The organism is Cellulomonas persica, assembly GCF_007989825.1.
GTDB classification, from domain to species: Bacteria; Actinomycetota; Actinomycetes; order Actinomycetales; family Cellulomonadaceae; genus Cellulomonas; species Cellulomonas persica.
The window spans coordinates 134,510-157,893 of sequence record NZ_BJUA01000001.1; the positions used below are offsets into that span (position 1 = coordinate 134,510).

Annotated in this window: 21 protein-coding genes and 4 tRNA genes; 6 read left to right on the forward strand and 19 right to left on the reverse strand. The window is 75.2% G+C overall.

Translation table 11 applies throughout. The annotated features are described in order from the left end of the window. Positions 1-88 precede the first annotated feature (88 nt). The 7 genes from CPE01_RS00615 to CPE01_RS00645 all read right to left on the reverse strand — a co-directional run bounded on the left by CPE01_RS00615 (position 89) and on the right by CPE01_RS00645 (position 10,178). A complete protein-coding gene (locus CPE01_RS00615; RefSeq protein WP_146804709.1) occupies positions 89-1,876 on the reverse strand; it encodes a P-loop NTPase family protein in 1,788 nt (595 codons plus the stop codon). Beyond that, entirely contained in the window at positions 1,873-3,813 is a 1,941-nt protein-coding gene (locus CPE01_RS00620; protein WP_246783640.1) for a dynamin family protein, read from the reverse strand. The genes CPE01_RS00615 and CPE01_RS00620 overlap by 4 nt, the downstream gene beginning before the upstream one ends. A 112-nt stretch (positions 3,814-3,925) precedes the next feature. After that, positions 3,926-5,608 (reverse strand): energy-dependent translational throttle protein EttA, encoded by a 1,683-nt coding sequence (gene ettA / locus CPE01_RS00625; RefSeq protein WP_146804711.1) that lies wholly within the window; start codon positions 5,606-5,608, stop codon positions 3,926-3,928. Between the two features lie 147 nt (positions 5,609-5,755). Continuing rightward, positions 5,756-6,466, reverse strand: a complete 711-nt coding sequence (locus tag CPE01_RS00630; RefSeq protein ID WP_146804712.1) for a single-stranded DNA-binding protein — start codon at positions 6,464-6,466, stop codon at positions 5,756-5,758. 137 nt (positions 6,467-6,603) lie between these two features. Then, positions 6,604-8,088: a GTPase gene (locus CPE01_RS00635; protein WP_146804713.1), complete on the reverse strand. Its 1,485-nt coding sequence runs from the start codon at positions 8,086-8,088 to the stop codon at positions 6,604-6,606. Further along, entirely contained in the window at positions 8,085-9,911 is a 1,827-nt protein-coding gene (locus CPE01_RS00640; protein WP_246783641.1) for a dynamin family protein, read from the reverse strand. The genes CPE01_RS00635 and CPE01_RS00640 overlap by 4 nt, the downstream gene beginning before the upstream one ends. A 194-nt stretch (positions 9,912-10,105) precedes the next feature. Further along, positions 10,106-10,178 (reverse strand) — tRNA-Arg (locus CPE01_RS00645). 658 nt (positions 10,179-10,836) lie between these two features. Between CPE01_RS00645 and CPE01_RS00650 the strand changes: the two genes are divergently transcribed. Next, the gene (locus CPE01_RS00650) at positions 10,837-11,124 is read left to right on the forward strand and encodes a hypothetical protein (RefSeq protein WP_146804715.1); all 288 of its coding nucleotides are present in this window, start codon (positions 10,837-10,839) and stop codon (positions 11,122-11,124) included. A gap of 111 nt (positions 11,125-11,235) precedes the next feature. After that, positions 11,236-11,886 (forward strand): oligoribonuclease, encoded by a 651-nt coding sequence (gene orn / locus CPE01_RS00655; protein WP_146804716.1) that lies wholly within the window; start codon positions 11,236-11,238, stop codon positions 11,884-11,886. 63 nt (positions 11,887-11,949) lie between these two features. Here the strand turns inward: orn and CPE01_RS00660 are convergent. From CPE01_RS00660 to CPE01_RS00675, 4 genes are all read right to left on the reverse strand, one after another. After that, positions 11,950-12,025: transfer RNA gene (locus CPE01_RS00660), tRNA-His, on the reverse strand. Positions 12,026-12,098: 73 nt separating this feature from the next. Continuing rightward, positions 12,099-13,040 carry an ATP-grasp domain-containing protein gene (locus tag CPE01_RS00665; RefSeq protein WP_146804717.1) on the reverse strand — a complete coding sequence of 314 codons (942 nt, stop codon included), beginning with the start codon at positions 13,038-13,040 and terminating at the stop codon, positions 12,099-12,101. Between the two features lie 131 nt (positions 13,041-13,171). Then, a tRNA-Lys gene (locus CPE01_RS00670) sits at positions 13,172-13,247 on the reverse strand. Positions 13,248-13,373: 126 nt separating this feature from the next. Continuing rightward, on the reverse strand, positions 13,374-13,670 hold the full coding sequence (locus CPE01_RS00675; protein WP_146804922.1) for a GroES family chaperonin: 297 nt from the start codon (positions 13,668-13,670) through the stop codon (positions 13,374-13,376). 187 nt (positions 13,671-13,857) lie between these two features. Here CPE01_RS00675 and CPE01_RS00680 point away from each other — a divergent pair, with 187 nt between their 5' ends. The 3 genes from CPE01_RS00680 to CPE01_RS00690 all read left to right on the forward strand — a co-directional run bounded on the left by CPE01_RS00680 (position 13,858) and on the right by CPE01_RS00690 (position 15,944). Next, positions 13,858-14,325 (forward strand): peroxiredoxin, encoded by a 468-nt coding sequence (locus tag CPE01_RS00680; RefSeq protein ID WP_146804718.1) that lies wholly within the window; start codon positions 13,858-13,860, stop codon positions 14,323-14,325. 91 nt (positions 14,326-14,416) lie between these two features. Beyond that, positions 14,417-14,499, forward strand: a tRNA-Leu gene (locus CPE01_RS00685). A gap of 191 nt (positions 14,500-14,690) precedes the next feature. Then, positions 14,691-15,944, forward strand: a complete 1,254-nt coding sequence (locus CPE01_RS00690; RefSeq protein WP_146804719.1) for a cellulose binding domain-containing protein — start codon at positions 14,691-14,693, stop codon at positions 15,942-15,944. Positions 15,945-16,078: 134 nt separating this feature from the next. Here CPE01_RS00690 and trxA read toward each other — a convergent pair whose 3' ends face one another. After that, positions 16,079-16,450 carry a thioredoxin gene (trxA, locus tag CPE01_RS00695; RefSeq protein WP_146804720.1) on the reverse strand — a complete coding sequence of 124 codons (372 nt, stop codon included), beginning with the start codon at positions 16,448-16,450 and terminating at the stop codon, positions 16,079-16,081. Between the two features lie 246 nt (positions 16,451-16,696). On the opposite strand from trxA, the gene CPE01_RS00700 reads away from it, so the two are divergent. Further along, entirely contained in the window at positions 16,697-17,251 is a 555-nt protein-coding gene (locus tag CPE01_RS00700) for an NUDIX hydrolase family protein (protein ID WP_146804721.1), read from the forward strand. A gap of 115 nt (positions 17,252-17,366) precedes the next feature. Here CPE01_RS00700 and CPE01_RS00705 read toward each other — a convergent pair whose 3' ends face one another. The 7 genes from CPE01_RS00705 to clpS form a co-directional block, all read right to left on the reverse strand. Continuing rightward, the gene (locus CPE01_RS00705) at positions 17,367-19,121 is read right to left on the reverse strand and encodes an ABC-F family ATP-binding cassette domain-containing protein (protein ID WP_146804722.1); all 1,755 of its coding nucleotides are present in this window, start codon (positions 19,119-19,121) and stop codon (positions 17,367-17,369) included. Then, entirely contained in the window at positions 19,108-19,770 is a 663-nt protein-coding gene (rdgB, locus tag CPE01_RS00710; protein ID WP_146804723.1) for an RdgB/HAM1 family non-canonical purine NTP pyrophosphatase, read from the reverse strand. The genes CPE01_RS00705 and rdgB overlap by 14 nt, the downstream gene beginning before the upstream one ends. Next, positions 19,767-20,603: a ribonuclease PH gene (gene rph / locus CPE01_RS00715; protein ID WP_146804724.1), complete on the reverse strand. Its 837-nt coding sequence runs from the start codon at positions 20,601-20,603 to the stop codon at positions 19,767-19,769. Before rph ends, rdgB begins: the two co-directional genes overlap by 4 nt. 76 nt (positions 20,604-20,679) lie before the next feature. Next, entirely contained in the window at positions 20,680-21,465 is a 786-nt protein-coding gene (locus CPE01_RS00720) for an MBL fold metallo-hydrolase (RefSeq protein ID WP_146804725.1), read from the reverse strand. Continuing rightward, a complete protein-coding gene (gene murI / locus CPE01_RS00725) occupies positions 21,462-22,277 on the reverse strand; it encodes a glutamate racemase (RefSeq protein ID WP_146804726.1) in 816 nt (271 codons plus the stop codon). The genes CPE01_RS00720 and murI overlap by 4 nt, the downstream gene beginning before the upstream one ends. A gap of 10 nt (positions 22,278-22,287) precedes the next feature. Beyond that, complete coding sequence (locus tag CPE01_RS00730; protein ID WP_246783642.1) at positions 22,288-23,091, reverse strand: DUF2017 family protein; 804 nt, start codon at positions 23,089-23,091, stop codon at positions 22,288-22,290. Continuing rightward, complete coding sequence (gene clpS / locus CPE01_RS00735; RefSeq protein WP_146804728.1) at positions 23,061-23,354, reverse strand: ATP-dependent Clp protease adapter ClpS; 294 nt, start codon at positions 23,352-23,354, stop codon at positions 23,061-23,063. Before clpS ends, CPE01_RS00730 begins: the two co-directional genes overlap by 31 nt. Between the last annotated feature and the right edge of the window lie 30 nt (positions 23,355-23,384).

A 23,384-nucleotide genomic window follows, 5' to 3' on the forward strand; every position in this document is an offset into this window, starting at 1 on the left:
GCGAGGACCGCGACGACGACCAACCGATGGTCCTGACAGCCGGCGCCGACCCGCTGCGCCCTCGTCCCGCCGTCACCGCGCCGGGCCGTCACCGCGCCGCGGCCCGTGCGGCCTCGCGTCGACAGCGTTCGAGCGCGTCGCTCTGCACGGCGAGCGGGTCGACGACGAGCCGTCGGGCGACGTCGCGCACCGCCGCGCGCAGCCGTCGTCCGGCGGCCCGCGCACGCCGACGCGCCCCCAGCCGCCCCGCGAGCGCTCCCAGGCCCGCGAGCAGCACGCCGGCGAGCACCCCACCGACCAGCAGCACCGTGGGTGCGGGCGCCGGGCCCCAGACCGGCGTGCCGGGCCCGTCGAGCTGCAGGTACGCGGCCAGCGCGAGCCCCCCGAGCCACAGCGCGCCCACGAGCGCCGCGGCGAGCAGCACCCACTGCAGCGCCGCGAGCACGCGCCACCACCAGACCGGCCGTTCCGGGAGCAGGGGCGTCCCCGCGACGGCCCGGTCGAGCGCCTCGGGCAGCGCGGCCAGGTCGAGCTGGTCGCGCGCGGCGAGCACCCACGCGTCCGGCGCGCCCGCGAGCGCACCGCGCACGTGCTCGCGCACCGCGGTGGCGACGCGGGCCCGCTGCCCGGGACCGGCCTGCGGCAGGGACGTGCGCGTCAGCTCGGCCTGCCGTGCGTCGCGCGGGGCGAGCTCGCGCGACGCGAGGTGCAACCGGCGCAGCGGGTCGGGACGCAGGCGCGCGAGCCACCGGACGGGTGGCCAGCCCGTGCGCGCCCGGGCGCGGCGGGCGGCCGAGCGCCGGACGGCCTCGACGACCGTCGGCACGCCCGCGGCGTCCTCGAGCGCGTCGACCAGCTCGTCGGCGGCCGCGCGCACCCGTCCGGGCGCGGGCCGGCCGCACGCGCGGACCACCTCGTCGGCCACCGCGCGCAGGTCCGCGCCGAACCGCTGCGTGGTGGCCTCGCGCCGCTCGACCGCGAGCGCGACGAGCCCCCGCAGCTCGGCGATCCCCTCCCCCGTGCGGGCCGAGACGGCGAGCGTCCGCGCGCGGGACAGCCCGTCGAGCGCGGCCAGCCGGCGCAGGTCGGCGAGCACCGCGTCGGTCTCGGCCGGGCTCAGGCGGTCGGCCTGGTTGAGCGCGAGCACCACGACGTCGTCGTGCCCGACGAGCGTGCGCAGGTAGCGCTCGTGCAGGGCCGCGTCTGCGTACTTCTGCGGGTCGACGACCCACACGAGCAGGTCGGCGCGCTCGACGAGCCGCTCGGCGCGGACCCGGTGCTCGACGACGACCGAGTCGTGGTCCGGCAGGTCGAGCAGCACGAGGTCCGGCGGCACGAGGTCGGCGTGGACCGCGTGCGCGCGTCGGCCCGGACGGCGCCGGGGCCTCACGGCGGCCTCGTCGCTCGCGACGAGCGTGTGGCGACGGCCGACCTCGAGCCAGTCGAGCAGGAGCGCGGCCCCGCCGTCCGGCGCGTCGTGCCGCACGTCGCGCCGTCCGTCGACGCGCGTGCCCGGCCGCCCGGGCTGCTCGTCGTGCGGCCCGCCCGCTGCGCGCCCGGCGCCGCCGGTCGTCGCCGCGGAGCCGGGGTCGGTCGGGGACGTGACGACCACCGCGAGCGCGTGGGCCGTCGTCGGCCGCTGCACGCCGGTCTCGGCGAGGTCCGCTCCGACGAGCGCGTTGAGCACCGAGGACTTGCCCGAGCCCGTCGCCCCCGCGAGCGCCACGACGGTGTGCCGCGACGACAGCCCGACCCGCTCCCGCACGCGGACCACGAGCTCACGTGCGTGCTCCACGAGCTCGGGCGGCAGACGGCCGTCGCCTGCGTCGAGCGCGGCCTCGAGCGCGGCCGAGCGTTCCTCGAGGAGAAGGCTCACGCGCGCTCCTCGCCGTGGCGCCCGAACAGGCGCCGCCACAGCCCCACCCGGACCTCGTCGGGCGTGTCAGTGGGCTCGTCGTCGGTCGTCCCCGCACCGCGCAGCAGCCGCCCGCCGCCCGCGGGGACGGGTGCGGCCGCCTGCGCCGGGCGGGTCGCCCGCTCGGCCCGGGACGCGCGCGTCACGTCGCGGGCGGCCTCGCGCAGCGCGTCGCCACGGGCGTCCGCCGCGCCGAGCGCGTCGAGCTGGGCGGTGAAGCGCGCGGCCTCCCGCTCGAGCAGCCCCTCGACGCGGGAGTCGAGCAGCTCACGGGCCTGGCCGGTCAGCCGGCGGACCGCGTCGTCCCCGAACACCGCCTCGAGCAGGCGCTGCGCGACGATCGCCGTGCCTCCCGCGATCCCGACCTCGACGCCGGTCACGCCGCCCGTCGAGGCGAACGCCGCGATCATGAGGCTGACCCCGAGCGCGTTGACGCCGAGCGACAGCCCGCGCGCGGTCCCGCGCCGCGCCGCGCCCTGGTCCGTGACGAGCGCGAGCACGTCCTGCTGCCAGCCGCGGATCTGCGCGTCGACCTCGCCGCGCAGGCCCAGCGACCCGCGCGCGAGGTCCAGCCCCGTGAGCAGCGCGGCACCAGCGGGGTCGGCGCGCCACGCCGCGTGCGCGCGCTCGGCGGCCTCGTCGGCGGCGTCGAGCACGACGGCTGCGAGGCCGACGGCGATCGCCTGCTCGACGGGCGGCACCGGCGTGGGACGCCCGCGGAAGAACCGCCCGAGCGCGTCACGCAGCCGCCCGACGCCCTCCTCGACCGACCGCAGCAGGTCGCCGGTCCCGACGAGGTCCTGCCAGCGCGCGAGCACCTCGCCACGCAGCATCGCGCCGTCCGACGTCGCCTCGCGCACGCGCTCGGACGCCTCCGCGTAGGCCGCCTCGACCGCGCCGCGCAGGCGCGCGTCAGCCTCGACCTGGACGTCGCCCGCGGCCGCGATGGTCTCCGCGCGCCGGACCAGGTCGTCGACCACCCCGTCGCGCGTGGCGCGCGCGACGGCCTCGCGCGCGGGCGCGTCGGCACCGAGCGCGGTCAGCCAGGTCGCGACGTCGTGCACGGCCGGCGCAGGCAGCAGTCCGTCGACGAGCGTGGTCTCCCCCACCACGAACAGCGGCGCCTGCGTCAGCCCGTTCTCGTCCATCATGCGGCGTAGGTCGTCACCTGCGGCCCGCGCGCCGGCATCGACCCGGTCGACGACCAGCGCGACCTGCGCGTGCCGGTCGACCGCGCGGTGCAGGAGCTCCCACGGGACCGCGTCGGCGTACCGAGCGGCCGTCGTGACGAACAGCCACAGGTCCGCTGCGTCCAGGAGCTGGACCGCGAGCCGGCGGTTGGCGACCTCGACGGAGTCGACGTCCGGCGCGTCGAGCAGCGCGAGCCCGGGTGGGAGCGCGTCGGAGGCGACGAGCCGCAGCGCCCGCGCGTCGTCGCCCGGGGTGCGGTCCGGGCCCGACGGTGGCCCCGACGGGTCGCCCGCCGGGCGTCCGGACGACGTCACGCGCGCCAGGCCGGGCAGGATGCGGGCGGTCGAGAACCAGCGCTCGTCGAGCGGGTGGTGCACGAGAACCGGCGCGCGCGTCGTCGGGCGCAGGACGCCGGGCGCGGAGACCTGCTCGCCGAGCAGCGAGTTCACCAGCGTGGACTTGCCCGCACCCGTCGAGCCGCCCACGACGACCAGCAGCGGCGCCGCGTGCGCGCGCAGGCGCGGCAGCAGGTAGTCGTCGAGCTGGTCGAGCGCGGCCGCCCGGTCGGAGCGCGCCCGCCGGACGTCGGTCACGTCGAGCGGCAGCTCGAGCGCGACGAGGCGGCTGCGCAGCCGTTCGAGCGCGTCGACGAGCGCGACCACACCGTCGGTGGGGTCGAGCGAGCCCGCGACCAGCCGTTCCGGCACGTGGCCAGTCTGCCCGAGCACGGGTGCCCCGGCCCGAGGAGCGGACCGGGGCACCCGGACGTGCGCGCGGGGCGGACCCGACGACGACCACGTCGTCGGGTCCGCGATGGCGTCAGTCGCGACGCAGCTTGCGGTACGTCACGCGGTGCGGACGCGCGGCGTCGGCACCCAGTCGCGCGACCTTGTTCTCCTCGTAGGAGGCGAAGTTGCCCTCGAACCAGTACCAGTTCGCGGGGTCCTCCTCGGTGCCCTCGTAGGCCAGGATGTGCGTCGCGACCCGGTCGAGGAACCACCGGTCGTGCGAGACGACCACGGCGCAGCCGGGGAACTCGAGCAGCGCGTTCTCGAGCGAGCCGAGCGTCTCGACGTCCAGGTCGTTGGTCGGCTCGTCGAGCAGGAGCAGGTTGCCGCCCTGCTTGAGCGTGAGCGCGAGGTTGAGGCGGTTGCGCTCACCACCCGACAGGACGCCCGCGGGCTTCTGCTGGTCCGGACCCTTGAACCCGAACGACGCGACGTACGCACGCGACGGGATCTCGACGTTGCCGACCTTGAGGAAGTCGAGGCCGTCGGACACGACCTCCCACAGCGTCTTCTTGGGGTCGATGCCGCCGCGTGACTGGTCGACGTACGAGATCGAGACCGTCTCACCGATCTTGAGCTCGCCGCCGTCGAGCGGCTCGAGGCCGACGATCGTCTTGAACAGCGTCGTCTTGCCGACGCCGTTCGGCCCGATCACGCCGACGATGCCGTTGCGCGGCAGCGTGAAGCTGAGGCCGTCGATGAGCTGACGCCCGTCGAAGCCCTTCTGCAGGTCGGTCGCCTCGAGGACGACGTTGCCCAGGCGCGGGCCCGGCGGGATCTGGATCTCCTCGAAGTCGAGCTTGCGCGTCCGCTCGGCCTCGGCCGCCATCTCCTCGTACCGCGCGAGACGCGACTTCGACTTGGTCTGCCGGCCCTTGGCGTTGGACCGCACCCACTCGAGCTCGTCCTTGAGGCGCTTGGCGAGCTTGGCGTCCTTCTTGCCCTGGACCTGGAGGCGCTCCTGCTTCTTCTCCAGGTACGTCGAGTAGTTGCCCTCGTACGGGTAGAGGCGACCGCGGTCGACCTCGCAGATCCACTCGGCGATGTTGTCGAGGAAGTACCGGTCGTGCGTGACGGCCAGGATGGCGCCCGCGTACGACTTGAGGTGCTGCTCGAGCCACTGCACCGACTCGGCGTCGAGGTGGTTGGTGGGCTCGTCGAGGAGCAGCAGGTCGGGCTTCTCGAGCAGGAGCTTGCACAGCGCGACGCGGCGCCGCTCACCACCCGAGAGCACCTTCACGTCCGCGTCGGCCGGCGGGCAGCGCAGCGCGTCCATCGCCTGCTCGAGCTGGGCGTCGAGGTCCCACGCGTCCGCCGCGTCGATGGCCTCCTGGAGCTGGCCCATCTCGGCGAGCAGCGCGTCGAAGTCCGCGTCGGGCTCGGCCATGAGCGCCGAGATCTCGTTGTAGCGGTCGAGCTTGCCCTTGATCTCGGCGACGCCCTCCTCGACGTTGCCCAGGACGGTCTTCTCGTCGTTCAGGGGCGGCTCCTGCTGCAGGATGCCGACCGTGAAGCCGGGGCTCAGCCGCGCCTCGCCGTTGGAGGGCTGGTCGAGCCCCGCCATGATCTTGAGGATCGTGGACTTGCCCGCGCCGTTCGGGCCGACGACGCCGATCTTGGCGCCCGGAAGGAAGTTCAGCGAGACGTCGTCGAGGATGACCTTGTCTCCGTGCGCCTTGCGCGCCTTGTACATGCTGTAGATGAACTCAGCCACTGGCTCGGTTCTCCGCCTCGGTGCTCGGGATGCTGGGGATCGCGCCCTCGCGGGGCGATCGGCGACCACCCGCCGACGCCGGCCCCCGCACGTGCGCACACGTGTGGGCCGGTCGTCGTCGGGATCGCGGTGCCCCAGCCTAGACGCTCACCGCCCGGCGAGCCCTCCTGCCGCGAGAGCGGCGTCGATCGCGGCGCGCTCGTCCTCGTCGTCCCCGTCGTCGTAGGCGGCGTCGAGGTCGCGCTCGTCGAGGTCGTGCCCGTCGAGGTCCTGCTCGTCGAGGTCCTGCAGGACGTCGCTCTCGTCGACGAGCCGCTCGTCGCGCGCGGCGGAGTCCGCCGACGCGTCCGACCCGGGCCCCGACGCCGGTGGCGAGCCAGCGTCCCCGCGACCGCCCGACGCGTCGTCGACCACCTCGACGAACCGCGTGAGGTCCACGGGGCGCTCGGCGCGGACCTCGTCGGGCGACTGCACGGCAGGACCGGACAGCGTCCGCTGGAACGGACCGACCGTGCCGAAGCTGAGGTCGACCCCGATCGCCGTCGCCTCGAGGACGAGCGACGTGCGCAGCGCGCCGCCGGCGTCCTGCCACTCGCGCGTGGACAGCCGCCCCTGCACGACGACGGGCACACCCTTGCGCAGCGACAGCCCGGTGTTGACCGCGAGCGCGCGCCAGGCCTTGACCTGGAACCACTCCGTCTGCGAGTCCTGCCACTGCCCGGTCTGCCGGTTCCACCAGCGTCGCGTGCTGCCGAGGCGGAACGTCGTGTACGCCGCCCGACCGTCCTGCGCGGGCAGCGTCGTGATCTCGCTGCCCACCCACCCCGTGACCGTGAGGTCGAGGGTCCCGTTGCTCATGCTGCCTCCCTGCGCGGTGGCTCCGTGGGATCGGAGCGCGTGCCCGCAGCCTCGCGGCGGGGCGCGCCATCGGGAGGGTGGCAGAGACGATCTGGGGACGGATCCGGCGATGACGAGGGCTGGGGTCGGGTCGCGGGTCAGCCGCGCGCGGCCTCGAGCAGCCCGCGCACCTTACGGTGCTCGCCCACGACCTCGGCCGCGGGCTGCACGAGGTCGCGGCGCGCGACCGCCTCGATCGCCGCGCGGCCCTCGTCCCGCACCCGCTGGCTGCTGCGCTGCGCCGCCCGGTTGCGCACGACGCGCGACACGACGAAGCACACGGCCGCCACGATCGCGCAGCCGATCCCGACCTCGAGCGCGACGCCCACTCCCCTGCCGCCCACGAGCTCGCCCATGCCGATACCGCCGACGACGAGCGCCGCGAGTCCGAGCACGCCCGCGACGACGCCCAGCACCGCGGCTGCGCGCGAGCGCCGCACGGTCACCGTGACGTCGCCGAGCGCCTCGCCCAGGTGACGCCCCAGGTCCTGGGCGCCCGCCACCCGCTCGCGCACCGCGCCGGCCCACCGCGCCGGCAGGTCCGCGGTCGCTCCCGCGAGCCACGAGTCGCGCGCGAGCCGCACGGCGTCGGGGTGCACCGGCACGATCTGCGGGACCCGCACACCACGTCCGCGCACGGCCGCCGCGACCGCGTCGGTGACGGCGTCCATGCCCGAGGCCTCGGCGAGCGAGGCGACGATCGGGCCGGTCGCGAGGGCGGCCGGGGCGGGCTCGCGAGGGGCGACGCCCTCGGTGAGCCGCCGTGCGGTCGCGGTGACCTCCTGCTCGGCGCGCCGTGCCGCGAGCGACCGCTCCGCGACCACGGCCGCGAGACCCGCGCGCAGCTCGCGGATGCCCTCGTCGGTCACCGCGGAGGCCGCGACCACCGGCACGTCGGGCAGTCCGTCGTCGGCGAGCAGACGCGCCACGTCCGCCAGCAGGGGCTCGCGCTCCTGCGGCCGCACGGTGTCGACCTGGTTGAGCACGACGAGCATCGAGGTGTCCTGGCCCGCGAGCGCACGCAGGTAGCCCGCGTGCAGGGCCTCGTCGGCGTACTTCTGCGGGTCGACCACCCACACCAGGAGGTCCGCCTGCGGCAGCAGCCGGTCGACGACCGCACGGTGCGCCGGCTCGACCGAGTCGTGGTCGGGCAGGTCCAGCAGCACGAGCCCGCGCAGCGGCGCCTCGGTCTCGCCGTCCAGCAGGCTCTCGCGCTGGATGCGCAGGTCGGGGTGCACGCCGAGCCAGTCGAGCACGTCGGCACCGCCCGGCCCCCAGACGCACGCGGTGACCTGCGAGCTCGTCGGACGACGCACCCCGACCTCGGCGAACTGCAGCCCGGACACGCGGTTGAACAGGCTGGACTTGCCCGAGCCCGTGCCGCCGGCGAGCGCCACGACCGTGTGGTCGACGCCGAGCGCGAGCCGCTCGCGCAGCCGCGCGATCGCCGCGCGGGCCTCGTCGGCGCCGTCCGGGTCGAGCCGCGTCCCGCCCAGCTCGAGCGCGTCCTCGAGCGCGCTCACGCGCGCCTGCAGCGCACGCGTCTCCTCACCGACCGTCACGCTCGTCGTCGACGCGCTCATGTGAGCCCCTTGATCACGGCCAGCCGCAGGCGCAGGCGCGACGCGGCGTCGGACGCGAGGTCCGGATCGGCGAGCGGCGCGGCGGCGTCGTCCCGCACGAGAGTCACGCGCGCACGCGCACGCCGCTCCAGGTCGTCGCGCAGGTCGTCCACCACGCCCGGCGCTGCGGGTCCGACGAGCGTGCCGAGAGTCGCGCTCGCATCGTCCAGGCCGGCGGCGGCGGCCAGCGCGACGGTCGCGAGCGACTCCTCGCCGAGCGCCTTGACGGCCTTGTCGCGCCGCTTGCGGGTCGCGGCGTCCACCGCGTCGTCCGCGAGCGCGGCGCGCACCGCCCGGATGCCCTGCCCGACCCACGCGCGCGCGGCCTGCTCGGACGCACCGTCGGGCCCGGTCGGGCGCGCGGCCCACCGCTCGAGCACGGCGACCGCCCCGGGCGGCCCGTCCGCGAGCGCCGCCCGCAGGTCACGGTCGGCGTCCTGCGCGGACGCCGTCAGGACGGCGGTCGCTGCGTGCGTCACCTCGGTGCGCAGCGCGCCGACCGCGCTCTCGCGCTCGGCGCGTCCGCGACCCGAGCCGCGCACCTTCCCGCCGCGCACGACGGACCCGAGCGCACCGCGCGGGGACGTCAGCTCGGCCCAGCGCACGCCCACGGCACCGCGGGCCACGTCGCCGCGCGCCACCGCCGCGCTCGCGCGCTCGAGCGGCTCGGCGACCGCGGCGTCGAGCAGCGCACCGACCTGCGCGGCGGCGTCCGCCTGGTCCTGCACGGCCTCGGCCAGCTCGTCGACCCACGCCCGCAGGGCCGTCAGCGACCCACGCAGCGTGCGTCCGATCACGGTCCGCGCGCGGTCCGGGCCCGCGAGCATGAGCAGCCAGCGCCGCACGGGCGCGACGACACGCGGCTCGAGCGGACCCTCGTGCGGTCCCTGGTCGGGCACGACGAACAACGCGGATCCCGCCAGGCCGTGCTCACGGAGCCGCGCGAGCAGGTCGCCGCGCACCGCGGGCAGCGACGACGACGGGACGCGGTTGAGCACCATCGCGATCGACGCGCCGCGCGAGACCGCGTCCTGCAGCACACGCCACGGCAGCGCGTCGCCGTAGCGTGCGGCCGTCGTGACGAACAGCCACAGGTCGGCCGCCTCGAGCAGCCGGTGGGCCGCGTCGCGGTTGGCGTCGAGCACGGAGTCGAGGTCGGGCGCGTCGAGCAGCGCGATGCCGCGGGGCACGGCCTCGTCGGCGATCGCCCGCGCCGTCCCGACGAGCGGGTGCGCGGCGAGCAGGTCGGCGTCGCCCGGGTGGTGCACGAGCACGGGTTCGCGCGTCGTCGGGCGCAGCACGCCCGCGGTCGTCACCTCGCGGCCGACGAGCGAGTTCACGAGCGTGGACTTGCCCGCACCCGTCGACCCGGCGACGACGACCACCGCGGGCGCCGACAGCTCGGTCAGGCGCGGCACGAGGTGCTCGCGGAGCTGGTCGACCAGCCGTGCACGCGACGCGCGCGCCGCGGCGGTGCCCGGCAGGTCGAGCGGGAACGTCGTCTCCTCGACGTCCCGGCGCAGGTCACGCACCGCGTCCAGCAGCGAGCCCGCGGCCAGCGGGCGGGCGAGGATCTCGCGCGGGTCGTCGGCGGTGTGGCGGCCGGCGTGCCGCTCGGCCTCGTCGACCTCGGGAAGCGCGTGGCGCGCACCCCCGCCGACGGGACCGCCCCCAGGCTCTCCCGTCGACCCGCCCGCCGGGCCGTCCGTCAGCAGGCTCGCGGCCGCGCCCGCCGGGGCGTCTCCCGCGGGCTCTGCTGCCGTGGTGCCGGGCTGGACGCTCACGGCGCCCATTCTCGCGGCCAGGGATGACCTGCACAAACGCGCCACGCGGTCGACCGGGTTCCGATTCGTCCGGAACCGGACGAGCAGCCCGACGCGCGTCGACGACCTGGCGGCCGTACGGGTGCAGCGTGACGGCCGCGCGGACCCGGCCCGGGAACCGCAACCACACCGGCGGTGGGCGCCCAGACGGTGGGCGCCCCCGGCAGGACTCGAACCTGCGACCGACCGCTTAGAAGGCGGCTGCTCTGTCCACTGAGCTACGGGGGCCTAGGTGCCGCAGGTTACCGGGCCTGGTGCGTGCCGTTCTCCCACGGTCGGCGCGGGACGCCGCCCTGCGGCCCCTGACCGGACCGCGCCCCACGTGCGCGCCCCACGTGCGCCCCACGCAGGTCCGCGCAGAAATGAGCGTGACCCACGTATCTGGCTCGTGGTCCAGTGGTCCTGCTCAGTCGTCGCACCGGGGCCCCACGGGACCTCGGCGGACGGCTCGTCCGCGGCTCGACCGCAACCCCACCCCACCCCGTCAGGAGTTCCTCATGCATGCCTTCTTGTCCTTCGACCTCTTCCAGGTCCAGCAGCGTGAGCTGCAGGCCCGGTCCGAGCTGGCTCGCCGCCGGGCTCGGCAACACGAGAAGCACGCCTCGAGTCATCCACCGGAACGCCGTGCGGCACACCGTGCCGCGCACGCCGCGCCGCGACCCGTGCGTGCCAGCGCCGCCTTCTGATCATGGCGACGCGCAACCAGCCCCAGGAACGGGCGTGGTCCTCCTTCGGGCCACGCCCGTTCTCGCGTTCCGGGGCAGGTCCGTCCCCCGCCTGAGGGCGTGTCGCGCGCCTGGCGGGTCGGGTCGCGCCGCACGTGCCACGATGGCGCCATGCACGCAGGTCAGGCCCGCTTCGACGGCCCGCGAGGCCGGGCCCGCTGATGGGTCGCCACGCCGGGTCCGCACCACCGGTCGACCCCCGCTCGCGGGTCACGGTGTGGCTCGAGCGCCTGCTCGTCGGCATCCTGGCGGGCGGTGTCATCGCCGTCGTCCTGCGGTGGGCGGGCACCGCCTCGAGCACGTCCGTGACGGTCGGGCTGGGCGTGCTGCTGCTCGTCCCGGTGGCGGCCTGGGTGGCCTCGACGGTCCCCTCTCCCCCTCCCGACGACGGGTCCGACGACCGGTCGTCCCAGCCGTCCGACGAGCCGCACGACGGCCGCCGCGGCTGACCACCGAGCCGCTGCGCCGCGTGCGCCGGAGGACCCGACGGGCGTCGCCGAGCCCCGCGGCCGGAGAGCCGGTGACGGCGTGACGACGCCGCTCGCCCTAGGCTGGGCCGCGTGACGAGCACGACGAGCCAGCAGACCAACGGCCACGAGAGCGCCGACCGCATCGTGTGGATCGACTGCGAGATGACGGGGCTCGACCTGAGCGCCGACGCGTTGGTGGAGGTCGCGGTCGTCGTCACCGACTCCGAGCTCAACGTGCTCGGCGAGGGCGTCGACGTGCTGATCGCACCGCCGCCGGAGGCGCTCGAGCAGATGGGCGACTTCGTCCGCACCATGCACACCACCTCGGGCCTGCTCGACGCGCTGCCCACGGGCACGACGCTCGAGGACGCACAGCGCCAGGTGCTGGACTACGTCCGCACGTGGGTGCCCGACGCGGGCAGGGCCCCGCTGGCCGGCAACTCGGTCGGCACCGACAAGGCGTTCCTCGAGCGCGACATGCCGGAGCTCGTCGCGCACCTGCACTACCGGATCGTCGACGTGTCCTCGATCAAGGAGCTCGCGCGCCGCTGGTACCCGCGCGTGTACTTCGCGTCGCCGCCCAAGAACGGCGGGCACCGCGCGCTGGCCGACATCCTCGAGAGCATCGACGAGCTGCGCTACTACCGCGCCGCGCTCTTCCCGGCTGCCCCCGGCCCGGACTCGAACGCCGCGCGCCGCATCGCCGCGCAGATCGTCGCGACGTCGGTCGCCAAGCCCTGACGACGTCGCGAACAGCCGGGACGACGAAGGGCGCCGACGATGTGTCGGCGCCCTTCGTCGTGCTGGGGTGGCTAACGGGACTTGAACCCGCGACCCCCTGGACCACAACCAGGTGCTCTACCTGCTGAGCTATAGCCACCATGCCTCGGCGGAACCGAGCCGTGGACGAGTGTAACGGCTCCGCACCGCCACTTCGCACACGGATACGCCGGTCACGCTGTGACGCGCGCGACCACCGCGTCGACGAACCGGTCCAGCGCACCGTCGGCGTGCTGGAAGAACAGGCTCGGCTCCGTGAGCTCGAGCTCGAGCAGGACCGGGTTGCCCTCGTCGTCGGGGATCAGGTCGACGCGTGCGTACAGCAGCGGCTCGGACGCCCCCAGGACGTCGGGCAGCACGCCGACGACCCTGCGCGCCAGCTCGAGCTCGGCCTCGCTCGGCTCGGCGGGCGACATGGTCTCCTCGTGGTACAGGTGGCCCTCGTCTGAGCCCTCCTTGTACGGGCCCTGCAGCAGAGCGCCCTTGCGCACCGCGTGCGAGAACTCGCCGTCGAAGAAGACCAGCGCGGTCTCGCCGACGGTGTCGACCTGCCGCAGGTACCGCTGGATCATCACCCAGCGGCCGACGCCGAGCAGGTTCTTGGCGTGCATGATCGCCTGCGACCGCTGCGGGGTCTCGTCGGCGCGGTACCGGCCGGTGTCGCGCGAGCCGGCGCTCACGGTGGGCTTCACGACGAAGTCGCCGAACGCGGGGAACCGCGTGTGGATCGCGCGCGAGTCGAAGTTGCGCGCGGGGTCCAGCCAGATCGTCGGCACGGTCGGGACGTCACGCGCCTCGAGGTCGCGCAGGTACGTCTTGTCGACGTTCCACTGCACGACGGCCGCGGGGTTGAGCAGCGTGCTCGACGCCTCGACGCGGCGCGTCCAGTCGACGAACTGCACGGGACGCTGCGTGTAGTCCCACGTGGAGCGGATCAGCACGTGGTGGTACGTCCCCCAGTCGACCGTCGGGTCGTCCCAGACGACGACGTCGGTGGCGACGCCGCGCGCCTCGAGGGCCTCGCGCAACGGGACGTCGTCGGGATCCAGCTCCGGCAGCTCGGCACAGGTCGCCAGGGCCAGTCGGGCGGGCTGCGTACGCGATGGCGTGGTCACGCTCGAAGAGTACCCAGCGGCGCAGGCGGCGGACGCGCGTGATGCTCGTCACTCGCGCCGGCGCGGGGCGACGGCAGGCGCCCGACATGCCAGAAGGCCCCCGACGCGTGGACGTCGAGGGCCTTCCGAGTTGGTACGGCACCAGGGACTCGAACCCTGAACCCGCTGATTAAGAGTCAGCTGCTCTGCCAGTTGAGCTAGTGCCGCGCGGGAAAGAACGTTAGCAGGCACCGGGCCTCGGGAGCGAACCGGTGGGCCTGCCCGTGACGAGGGTCACGAGCCCGAGCCGGCCGCGCCGCGCATCCGGACCGGCGCCTGCTCGCACGTACCGGCTCACAGGTACAGGCCGGTCCCCTGGCCCGTCGAGCGCGGCGCGGCCACGGCGTGCACGTCCTTCTCACGCAGCAGCAGGTACGTCTGGCCCTCGAGCTCGACCTCCGCGCGCTCGTCGGGGTCGAACAGGACGCGGTCGCCCACCTCGACCTGCCGCACGTGCTGCCCGACCGCCCGTACGTGCGCCCACGCGAGCCGCTTGCCCACCGTGGCCGTCGCGGGGATGACGATGCCCGCCGCCGAACGACGCTCGGCGCCGGCCGAGTCGAGCTCGACCAGGAGGCGGTCGTTGAGCATGCGGATCGGCAGCGCGCCCGCCTCGGACGCCCGGGCTGCCGGGCTCGTCGACGTGGGGTGCTCGGCACGAGGATCGGGTGTGGCGCTCACGCGAGGACGGTACCTCGCGCACCTGGCCCCACCCGCCTCGGACCGCGTGGGCACCCTAGGCTGACGCCGACCGCACCCGTCCTCGAAGGAGCCCTCCATGCCCCGCCTCGCCGTCGGCGACACCGCACCCGACTTCACGCTCCCGACGGCTGACGGCGGCACGCTGACGCTCTCCGACCTGCGCGGCTCGCGCGTGATCGTGTACTTCTACCCGGCGGCTGGCACGCCGGGGTGCACCAAGCAGGCGTGCGACTTCCGGGACTCGCTCGCGGCGCTGCAGGGCGCCGGGTTCGCGGTCGTCGGCGTCTCCCCCGACCCGGTGGCCAGGCTCGCGACGTTCGCGCAGGCCGAGGGCCTCACGTTCCCGCTCGTGTCCGACGAGTCGCGGGGCGTCCTGGAGGCGTGGGGCGCGTACGGCGAGAAGCAGCTCTACGGCCGGACGGTCACGGGCGTCATCCGCTCGACGGTCGTGCTCGACGCCGAGGGCACCGTCGAGCTCGCCCAGTACAACGTGCGGGCCACGGGCCACGTCGCCAAGCTCCGGCGCGACCTCGGCCTCGACTGACGTCCCGTCCCGCCGAGGTCCCGGCGGCCGAGGACCCGGCCGACCAGGTGCGGGCCGTGCTCGCGGCCGCTGTGGGAGGATCGGCGGGCCGGCGGGAGTGGTGAAACGGCAGCCACGCCAGGTTTAGGTCCTGGTGCCCTCACGGGCGTGCGGGTTCAAGTCCCGCCTCCCGCACCCGGAGTGCGACGACCAGTGCGACGACGAGGGCTCCCGCGCGCCCCTGAACGCCTGACCTTCACCCGACCGGGTGAAGCGATTGAGTGCTTCCCGCCCGACCGCCGCCGGGAGCACCCTGCGTCGAGGGCACACGGCCCGCGTCGCCGCGTGCTCGCCGACGCCGGGCCCCGACGAGGGGACGCATCACCATGCACCGTAGGACGAGACGCTGGCGCACGGCTCTGGCGGCGGCCGCGACCGCTGCCGCGGTCGTCGGGACGACGCTCGCGGGGGTCGTCGTCGGCGGCGCGGCGCACGCGGCGGGGAGCTGTCAGGTGGCCTGGAGCACGAGCTCGTGGCCGGGCGGCTTCACCGCGGACGTGCGCGTGACGCCGGGTGAGGCCACCCACGGGTGGCGGCTGACGTGGACGTGGCCGTCCGGTCAGCAGGTCACGCAGGCGTGGAGCTCGACGGTCACGCAGTCGGGCTCGCGGGTCACGGTGACCAACGCGCCGTGGAACGGCGAGCTGCGTGCGAACGAGACCGCGTCGTTCGGCTTCCAGGGCACGTGGAGCGGCACGAACACCGCGCCGACGGACTTCGTGCTCGACGGCGTCGCGTGCAACGGCGGCACGACCCCGACCCAGGCGCCGACGCAGGAGCCGACCGAGGAACCGACTCAGGAGCCCACTGTCGAGCCCACGCAGGAACCGACCGAGGAACCGACCCAGGAGCCCACCGACGAGCCGACCCAGGAGCCGACCGAGCAGCCGACCGGGGACTGCAGCACCGCGGTGTTCTGCGACGGCCTGGAGACGCAGACATCCGCGACGCCGTCGGGCGCATGGACCGTGACGTACCCCGACTGCTCCGGCTCGGGCCGGGCGGTCGTCGACAGCGCCGTCGCGCGCACGGGCTCGCGGTCGCTGCGCGTGGACGGCGCCGTGGGGTACTGCAACCACGTGTTCGTCCAGGCCACCACGCCGCTCACGAGCCTGACGAGCAGCACGTACGTGAGGTTCTGGGTGCGGCACAGCACCGCGCTGCCCGTCTCGCACACGACGTTCCTCGCGATGAAGGACGCCGCCGACGGCAACCGTGACCTGCGCATGGGCGGGCAGAACGCCGCTCTCCAGTGGAACCGCTCGTCTGACGACGCGACCCTGCCCGAGCAGAGCCCCGCGGGCGTCGCGCTCAGCAGGCCGCTGCCCACGGGGTCGTGGCACTGCGTCGAGGCGCTCGTGCAGAGCGCCGGTCGGGTGACGACGTGGCTCGACGGCGAGGTCGTCACCGGGCTCGTCGCCGACGGCACGCCGACGCACGACATCGACGGGCAGTGGCTCAACAAGGCCTGGTCACCGCGGCTCACCGACCTGCGGCTCGGCTGGGAGTCCTACGGCGACGGTGCCGACACGCTCTGGTTCGACGACGTCGTCGTCGCCGGGACCCGCACGGGCTGCTGACGGCCTCGACGACCGCTCAGCCGGCCGGTGCTCTCCCCGGCGCGCGCTCGTCGGGGAGGTGAGACGCGACGGAGCCCACCTCGCGGGGAGGTGGGCTCCGTCGTGCTGCGTGCTGGGTGCTGGGTGCCGGCGCGTCAGGCCTGGCCGTCGGAGGCCGCGGCGATCTTCGCGCGGACCTCGTCCATGTCCAGGTCCTTGACGGCCTGGACGACCTGCTCGAGCGCCGGGCCGGGCAGCGCGCCGGCCTGGTTGAAGACGAGGATCCCGTCGCGGAACGCCATGAGCGTGGGGATCGAGAAGATCTGCAGCTCCGCGGCGAGCTGCTGCTCGGCCTCGGTGTCGACCTTCGCGTGCACCACGTCGGGGTGCGTGTCCGACGAGGCCTCGAAGACGGGTCCGAACCGCTTGCACGGCCCGCACCACTCGGCCCAGAAGTCGACGAGCACGATCTCGTTCTCGCTGATGGTCTGACCGATCGTCTCGGCGGTCAGTGTCGTGGTGGCCATCCGGCCCTCCTTGAGTCGTGGGGTCCGCCTCCTGCAAGCGTGTGCGCCCCCGCACTATTCCCGCCACTCGAGCCCGGCGGCTGCCGCGGGCACCCGAGCCCACCGCGCCTGACCGACGCGCCCGACGAACGGGACCGACGAACGAGCCCGACGACGAGGCGCCGCGCGACGGGTGTGCCTCAGGTCATCCCCTCCTCCCCTGCGCGCCTGTGGCGGCCTGGCGCCGCCGGGCGGTAGAACGGCACGGTGACCGAGACGGCCGACTACCCCCCGACCCCCGAGCGCCCCTCCGGATGGCTCCCGTCCGAGGAGATCGCCCGCATCCGCGCACTGATGCCGTTGGTGTACGTCGACGCGGTGCCCGTGCGGGTCGACGACTCGGGTGACGTGGTCGCCGTCGGGCTGCTGCTGCGCGTGACGCGTGAGGGCGTCATGTCGCGTGCGCTCGTCTCGGGCCGCGTGATGTTCCACGAGCGCGTGCGGGACGCGCTGGTCCGGCACATCGAGAAGGACCTGGGCCCGGTCGCGCTCCCCCAGATCCCCGCCGCGCCGCAGCCGTTCACGGTCGCGGAGTACTTCCCGACGCCCGGCATCACCTCCTACCACGACCCGCGTCAGCACGCGGTGTCGCTCGCGTACGTCGTGCCGGTGCTCGGCGACTGCCGACCGCAGCAGGACGCGATCGACCTCGCGTGGCTCACGCCCGAGGAGGCGTGCGCCGAGCAGGTCCAGGTCGAGATGAACGGCGGCCAGGGTGTGCTGCTGCGCCAGGCGATGGCGCACGTCGGCCGCCTGCCCTGACGCGCTCCGCCCGTCGCCCCGGCCCGCTGATCGGCTCGGCCCGCTCGTCGGCTCGGCCAGGTCGTCGGCTCGGCCAGGTCGTCGGCTCCGCCAGGTCGTCACCCCGGGCGAGCTGTCACGACAGGTCGAGCACCGGCCAGTCCGCGAGGTCGGCGCGCATGCGCCGGTCGTGCGTCGCGACGACGACCGCGGCGGACGTCGTGCGCAGCGCCGCGGTGAGCTCGTCGACGAGCCCGACCGACAGGTGGTTGGTCGGCTCGTCGAGGACGAGCACGTGCGGGGCGGCGAGCAGTGCGCACGCGAGGTCGAACCGCCGGCGCTGACCGACCGAGAGCTCGCGCACGGGTCGCTCGAGGTCCTCCTCGGTGAGCAGCCCGAGCGCCGCGACGGGCACGAGCTGGTCCGGGTCGAGCAGCCCGCCCTCGAGCAGGTCGAGCGCGTGCCGCGCGTACGCCTCGAACGCCGTCGGCCCGACCCCGGGAGCGCCCTCGACGTCGGCGTGCTCGGTCGGCCCCTCCTGCGCGAGGACGCCGAGCCGGACCCCGGGAGCGAGCGTCCGTGCGCCGCGGTCGAGCCCGACGCGTCCGGCGAGGACCCCGAGCAGGGTCGACTTGCCGGAGCCGTTGGGCCCGACGACGAGCAGGCGCGACGCGGGCAGCACCTCGAGACGCCGGCCCGGCAGGTCGAGCCGAGGACCGTGCGATCCGACGACGCGCGGCGCGCGGAGCTCGAGCAGCGGCCCCTCGTGCGCCGCGGCGCGGTCGGCGTCGGGGTCGAGCGGCCGGTCCGGGTCGGCGCCCGTCGACGCGCGTCGCGGCAGGCTCGGCAGGTCGGGGAACACCAGCGACGGCGGCGGGACGGGCACGGCGACGGCCTGCGCCTCGAGCCGCTGCACGAGGCGGTCGGCCGCCTTGACGTGGATGCGCGCACCGGTGGCCCGGCGGTGCTTGTTCGAGCCCTTGGGTGGCCGCCACTCGTCGGACAGGCCCTCGTAGGACGCGTCGAGCCGCTGCGCGAGCTGCACCGCGCGCTTGCGCTCCTGGCGGTACCGCGCACGCCACCGCCGCAGCATCTGGTCCTTGGCGAACCGGTAGTCGGCGTAGCGCGTCGCGCCGTACAGCGCGGGGCGGCCGTCCATCGCGGGATCGAGGTCGAGGATCGCGGTCATCACGTCGTCGAGGAGCTGGCGGTCGTGCGTGACGATCACGACCGCTCCCGCCCACTCGCGCAGCAGCCCGGTGAGGTAGTCGATCCCGGCCGCGTCCAGGTGGTTCGTCGGCTCGTCGAGCAGCAGCACGTCCGCGCGCTCGGCGATCCGGCACGCGAGCCGCACGCGGTAGCGCTCGCCGACGCTCAGGGTGTCGAGCGGGCGCTCGGGGTCGCGCGGGGCGCCGAACCGGGTCAGCGCCTCGTCGACGCGCCGGTCGGTGTCCCACGCCGCGAGCTGCTCGTAGCGGGTCATCGCCGCGGTCAGCGCACCCAGGTCGCCGCTCTCGTGGTCGAACCGCGCGATCGTCTCCTCGAGGCGGGCGGCCACGGCACGCACGGTCGCGCCCGTCGCGGCGACGAGCGTCCCGACGGTGTCCCGGGCCGCGACCACGAGCTCCTGGTCGACGACCGCGAGCGAGCCTGTGCGGCGCACCGTGCCCGAGGTCGGCACGAGGTCGCCGGCCAGGACCCGCAGCAGCGTCGTCTTGCCCGCACCGTTCTCGCCGACCAGCCCGACGCGCTCACCCGCGGAGACGGTCAGGTCGAGCCGGTCCAGCACGGGCCGACCGGGGTACCCGAACGACACGGCGTCGGCGACGAGCTGCACCGCACCTGCCGAGCCGCCCGACGACCCGCGACCCGCGTCGTCACCCGTCGGCATCAGCCACCGGGTCGGGCGTCGCGGAGCCCGTCAGCACGCGCGCGACGACCGGGGCGAGCGCGCGGAACGCCTGACCGCGGTGGCTGATCGCGTTCTTCTCCTCGGGCGACAGCTGCGCGCACGTGCGGGTCTCGCCGAGCGGCACGAGCGCGGGGTCGTACCCGAACCCGCCGTCACCGCGCGGCTCGTGCGCGAGGGTCCCGACGAGCGCACCGGTCTCGACGTGCTCGAACCCGTCGGGCGTGACGAGCGCCGCCGCGCACACGAAGCGCGCGCCGCGGTGCGGGTCGGCGATGTCGGCGAGCTGCGCGAGCAGGAGCGCGAGGTTGGCGGCGTCGTCCCCGTGGCGACCCGCCCAGCGCGCCGAGAAGATCCCCGGCGCCCCTCCGAGCACGTCGACCGCGAGCCCGGAGTCGTCGGCGACCGCCGGCAGGCCGGTGAGCTGCGCGAGCGCGCGGGCCTTGAGCAGCGCGTTCTCGGCGAACGTCACGCCGTCCTCGACGGGCTCGGGCGCGTCGACGTCGCGCGCGCCGACGATCGCCCCGGACGGCAGGTCCGGCAGCACGGGCGCGAGGATCGCGCGCAGCTCGCCGACCTTGTGCGCGTTGTGAGTCGCCAGGACGAGCCGTGCGCCGGCGGGCACGGTCACTGCTGCGTCGCCGTCGAGTCGGCCGTCGTGGCGCCCGGCACCGCGCCCGCCGGCGTGGCGGCGCGCGTCGCGGAGCCGTCCGAGGCGGGCTGCGCGAGCGCGTCGGCCTGCAGCGCGGCCAGGCGGGAGGTCCCGGTCAGCGCGAGGTCCAGCAGCGCGTCGAGCTCGGCGCGCACGAACGGCGCGTGCTCGGCCGTCCCCTGCACCTCGACGAACGCACCCGAGCCGGTGACGACCACGTTCATGTCGGTGTCGGCGCGCACGTCCTCGACGTACGGCAGGTCGAGCACCGGGACGCCGTCGACGATGCCCACGCTCACCGCGGACACCGAGTCGCGCAGCACCGTGCGGCCCTTCGCGACGATCCCGCGCTCCTTCGCCCACGCGACCGCGTCGGCGAGCGCGACGTACGCGCCCGTGATCGCGGCGGTGCGCGTGCCGCCGTCGGCCTGCAGCACGTCGCAGTCGAGCACGATCGTGTTCTCACCCAGCGCGCCGACGTCGATGATCGCGCGCAGCGAGCGGCCGATCAGGCGCGAGATCTCGTGCGTGCGGCCGCCGATCTTGCCGCGCACGGACTCGCGGTCCGAGCGGCTGTCGGTCGCGCGCGGCAGCATCGAGTACTCGGCGGTGACCCAGCCCTGCCCCGAGCCCTTGCGCCAGCGCGGCACACCCTCGGTGAACGACGCGACGCACAGCACCTTGGTGCCGCCGAACTCGACGAGGACCGAGCCCTCGCCGGCGGTCAGGAACCGCCGCGTGAGGGTGACGGGGCGCAGCTCGTCGGGGGCGCGGCCGTCCGGGCGCGCAGAGGTCACGGCAGAAGCAGACATGCCCCGAGCCTAACGACCCGAGCCTCGTCGTCCCGGTCGCGCCCGCCGTGCGACCACCACGACGCGCGCCGTGCGGCTACACGCGGAACGTCGCGCCGGGTGTCGCCAGGTCGATCGGGCCGGCGTACGACGCGGCCGCGTGCGCCACGACCTGCGCGGGCTCCTCCCACGCCGTCAGGTGCGTCAGGACGAGGCGTCCGGCGCCCGCGCGCTGCGCGACCGACCCGGCGCGGCCACCGGTCAGGTGGATGCCGCGCACGTCGTCGTCGAGCTCGTCGCGGAAGCCCGCCTCGCACAGCAGCAGGTCGGTCGACGCGAGCACGTCCAGGCCCGGGCACTCGTCGGTGTCGCCCGTGTACCCGAGCGTGACCGTGCGCCCGGGGTCGTCCTCGGCCGGACCCGTCACGAGGATGCCGAACGCCGGGACGGGGTGCTCGACCGGCACCGGGGTGAGCGTGAGCGGACCGACCGTGACCGGCGCGGCCGGGTCCCAGGTCCGGAAGCGGAACTGGCCGTCGAGGCCCGTCGCCGGGTCCTTGCCCGCCATCTCCGCGAGGCGCTCCGCGGTGCCCTCGGGACCCCAGACGTCGACCGCGGGCAGCGGGCCGTCCGGGCGGTAGCGGCGCAGCACGTTGAGCACGACGAGGTCCGCGACGTGGTCGGAGTGCAGGTGCGAGACCCCGATCGCGTCCAGCGCGGTGGGGTCGCCGAACTGCTGCAAGGGGCTGAGCGCACCGTTGCCCAGGTCGAGCAGCACGGTCCACGTGCGGCCCGCGGCGTCGTCGGCCTGCACCAGGTACGCCGAGGCGGCGGCGTCCACCGACGGGTACGAGCCGGCGCACCCGAGGACGACGAGCCTCACCGCAGCGCCCCGACGGGCTCGACCGCGTCGACCTCCGGACCCAGGAACCGGCGCGCGAGCGTCCGGAACGAGTCGGGATCGCCCGTGGCGAGGAACCGGTGCTGCGGCGGACCCTCGTCGGCCGTGCGCTCCAGACCGTGCGCGACGAGCGTGCGGTAGACGTCCTTGGCGGTCTCCTCGGCGCTCGACACGAGCGTGACCTCGTCGCCCATGACGTACGAGATCGCGCCGGTCAGCAGCGGGTAGTGCGTGCAGCCGAGCACGAGCGTGTCGACGCCCGCCTCGCGCACCGGGTCCAGGTACTCGTGCGCGACGGCCAGCACCTCGGGGCCGGACGTGACGCCCGCCTCGACGAGCTCGACGAAGCGCGGGCACGCCTGCGTCACGAGCGAGACACCCGGCGCGACCGCGAACGCGTCGTCGTACGCGAGCGACTCGACGGTCGCGCGCGTCGCGATCACGCCGATCTTTCCGGTGCGCGTCGCGGCGACCGCGCGGCGTGCCGCGGGCAGGATCACCTCGACCACGGGGATGCCGCGGCGCAGCGTGTAGCGCTCACGCGCGTCGCGCAGCATCGCGGCCGACGCGGTGTTGCACGCGATGACGAGGACCTTGACACCCGCGTCGACGAGGTCGTCCATGACCTCGAGCGCGAACGCCCGGACGGCCGCGAGCGGCTTGGTGCCGTACGGCGTGTTCTGGGTGTCGCCGATGTAGAGCGTCGACTCGTTCGGGAGCTGGTCGAGGATCGCTCGCGCGACCGTCAGGCCCCCGACGCCTGAGTCGAAGATCCCGATGGGCGCGTCGTTCACGCGGACGAGCCTAGCCCGCGATGCCGCGACCGCCCTCCGCGCCACCCTGTGACGTCCGCCGCGCACGCGCCTGGGCGAGCATCGCGCCCACGAGCGTCTCCTGGAGCTCGGAGAGCATCGCGTACACGCCGACGAACGCGCGGCGCACCGCCATCGCCTCGGCGGCGTCCGAGCCGTCGGGCGCGGCCGGCGCCGGCTGGGCGAGCTCCTGGTAGATCCGCTCGCCGTCCTCGTCGGTCCGGATGCCGAGGCGGTCGGCCAGCACCAGGCGGACGTCCGTCATCGCGGCGGCGACGGCGGGGGCCTCGGCGGCCGTGACCGCGACCGCGTCGCCCTGCGGGCCACCGGGGGTGCGCAGCGCCTGCCACCAGGTGCGCAGGCCGGTGATCTTGCGCTCGCGCAGGTCCGCGTCGGTCAGGCGGCGGAACTCCGCGGCCTGCTCGGGGTCGTCGCTCGCGTCGGGCAGGAGCCGGCGCACCGCGGGGTCGGTCGGGCGTTCGACGGGTCGCTGCCAGGCCCAGCCGAGCGCGGACAGCGGCGGTCCGTCGTCCAGCAGGTCGCCCGGGACGTCGTCCTCGTCGTCGCCCTCGTCGACCTGGCCTCCCGCCGCCCCCGTCGGCGTCGGCGCAGCCGACGCGGCGGCGTCCGCCTGACGCGCGGTCTTGCGGAACGGGACCGCGCCGAGCAGCACGCCGACCTCCGAGGCGATCCCCGCGAGCACCGCACGCTCGTCGGCGTCGAGCCGGGCGACGTACTCCTGCTGCCGCGCGACGAACCCGCGCATCACCGGCCGCTGCTCTGCAGCGTCGCCCACAGGCCGTACCCGTGCATCGCCTGCACGTCGACCTCCATCGCCTCGAGCGTGCCGCGCGAGACGATCGCGCGACCCTCGGTGTGCACGCGCCGCATGAGGTGCTCGGCGACCTGGCGCGGATGGCCGAAGTACGTCTCGAACACGTACGTCACGTAGGTCATGAGGTTCACCGGGTCGTTCCACACGACGGTCACCCACGGGGCGTCCAGCGAGGCCTGGGCGTCGGAGGCGACGACCTCGTCGAGATGGGGTGCGGAGCTCACGGGTCCACTCTAGGCAGGGCGCGCCGGACG

Bases quoted from the DNA above. Each gene is read 5' to 3' on its own strand.
- CPE01_RS00630 (WP_146804712.1), bottom strand. From the start codon at position 6,466: ATGAGCAACGGGACCCTCGACCTCACGGTCACGGGGTGGGTGGGCAGC.
- CPE01_RS00635 (WP_146804713.1), bottom strand. From the start codon at position 8,088: ATGAGCGCGTCGACGACGAGCGTGACGGTCGGTGAGGAGACGCGTGCG.
- CPE01_RS00650 (WP_146804715.1), top strand. From the start codon at position 10,837: ATGGGTCGCCACGCCGGGTCCGCACCACCGGTCGACCCCCGCTCGCGG.
- CPE01_RS00675 (WP_146804922.1), bottom strand. From the start codon at position 13,670: ATGCTCAACGACCGCCTCCTGGTCGAGCTCGACTCGGCCGGCGCCGAG.
- CPE01_RS00680 (WP_146804718.1), top strand. From the start codon at position 13,858: ATGCCCCGCCTCGCCGTCGGCGACACCGCACCCGACTTCACGCTCCCG.
- CPE01_RS00690 (WP_146804719.1), top strand. From the start codon at position 14,691: ATGCACCGTAGGACGAGACGCTGGCGCACGGCTCTGGCGGCGGCCGCG.
- trxA (WP_146804720.1), bottom strand. From the start codon at position 16,450: ATGGCCACCACGACACTGACCGCCGAGACGATCGGTCAGACCATCAGC.
- CPE01_RS00705 (WP_146804722.1), bottom strand. From the start codon at position 19,121: ATGCCGACGGGTGACGACGCGGGTCGCGGGTCGTCGGGCGGCTCGGCA.
- rph (WP_146804724.1), bottom strand. From the start codon at position 20,603: ATGTCTGCTTCTGCCGTGACCTCTGCGCGCCCGGACGGCCGCGCCCCC.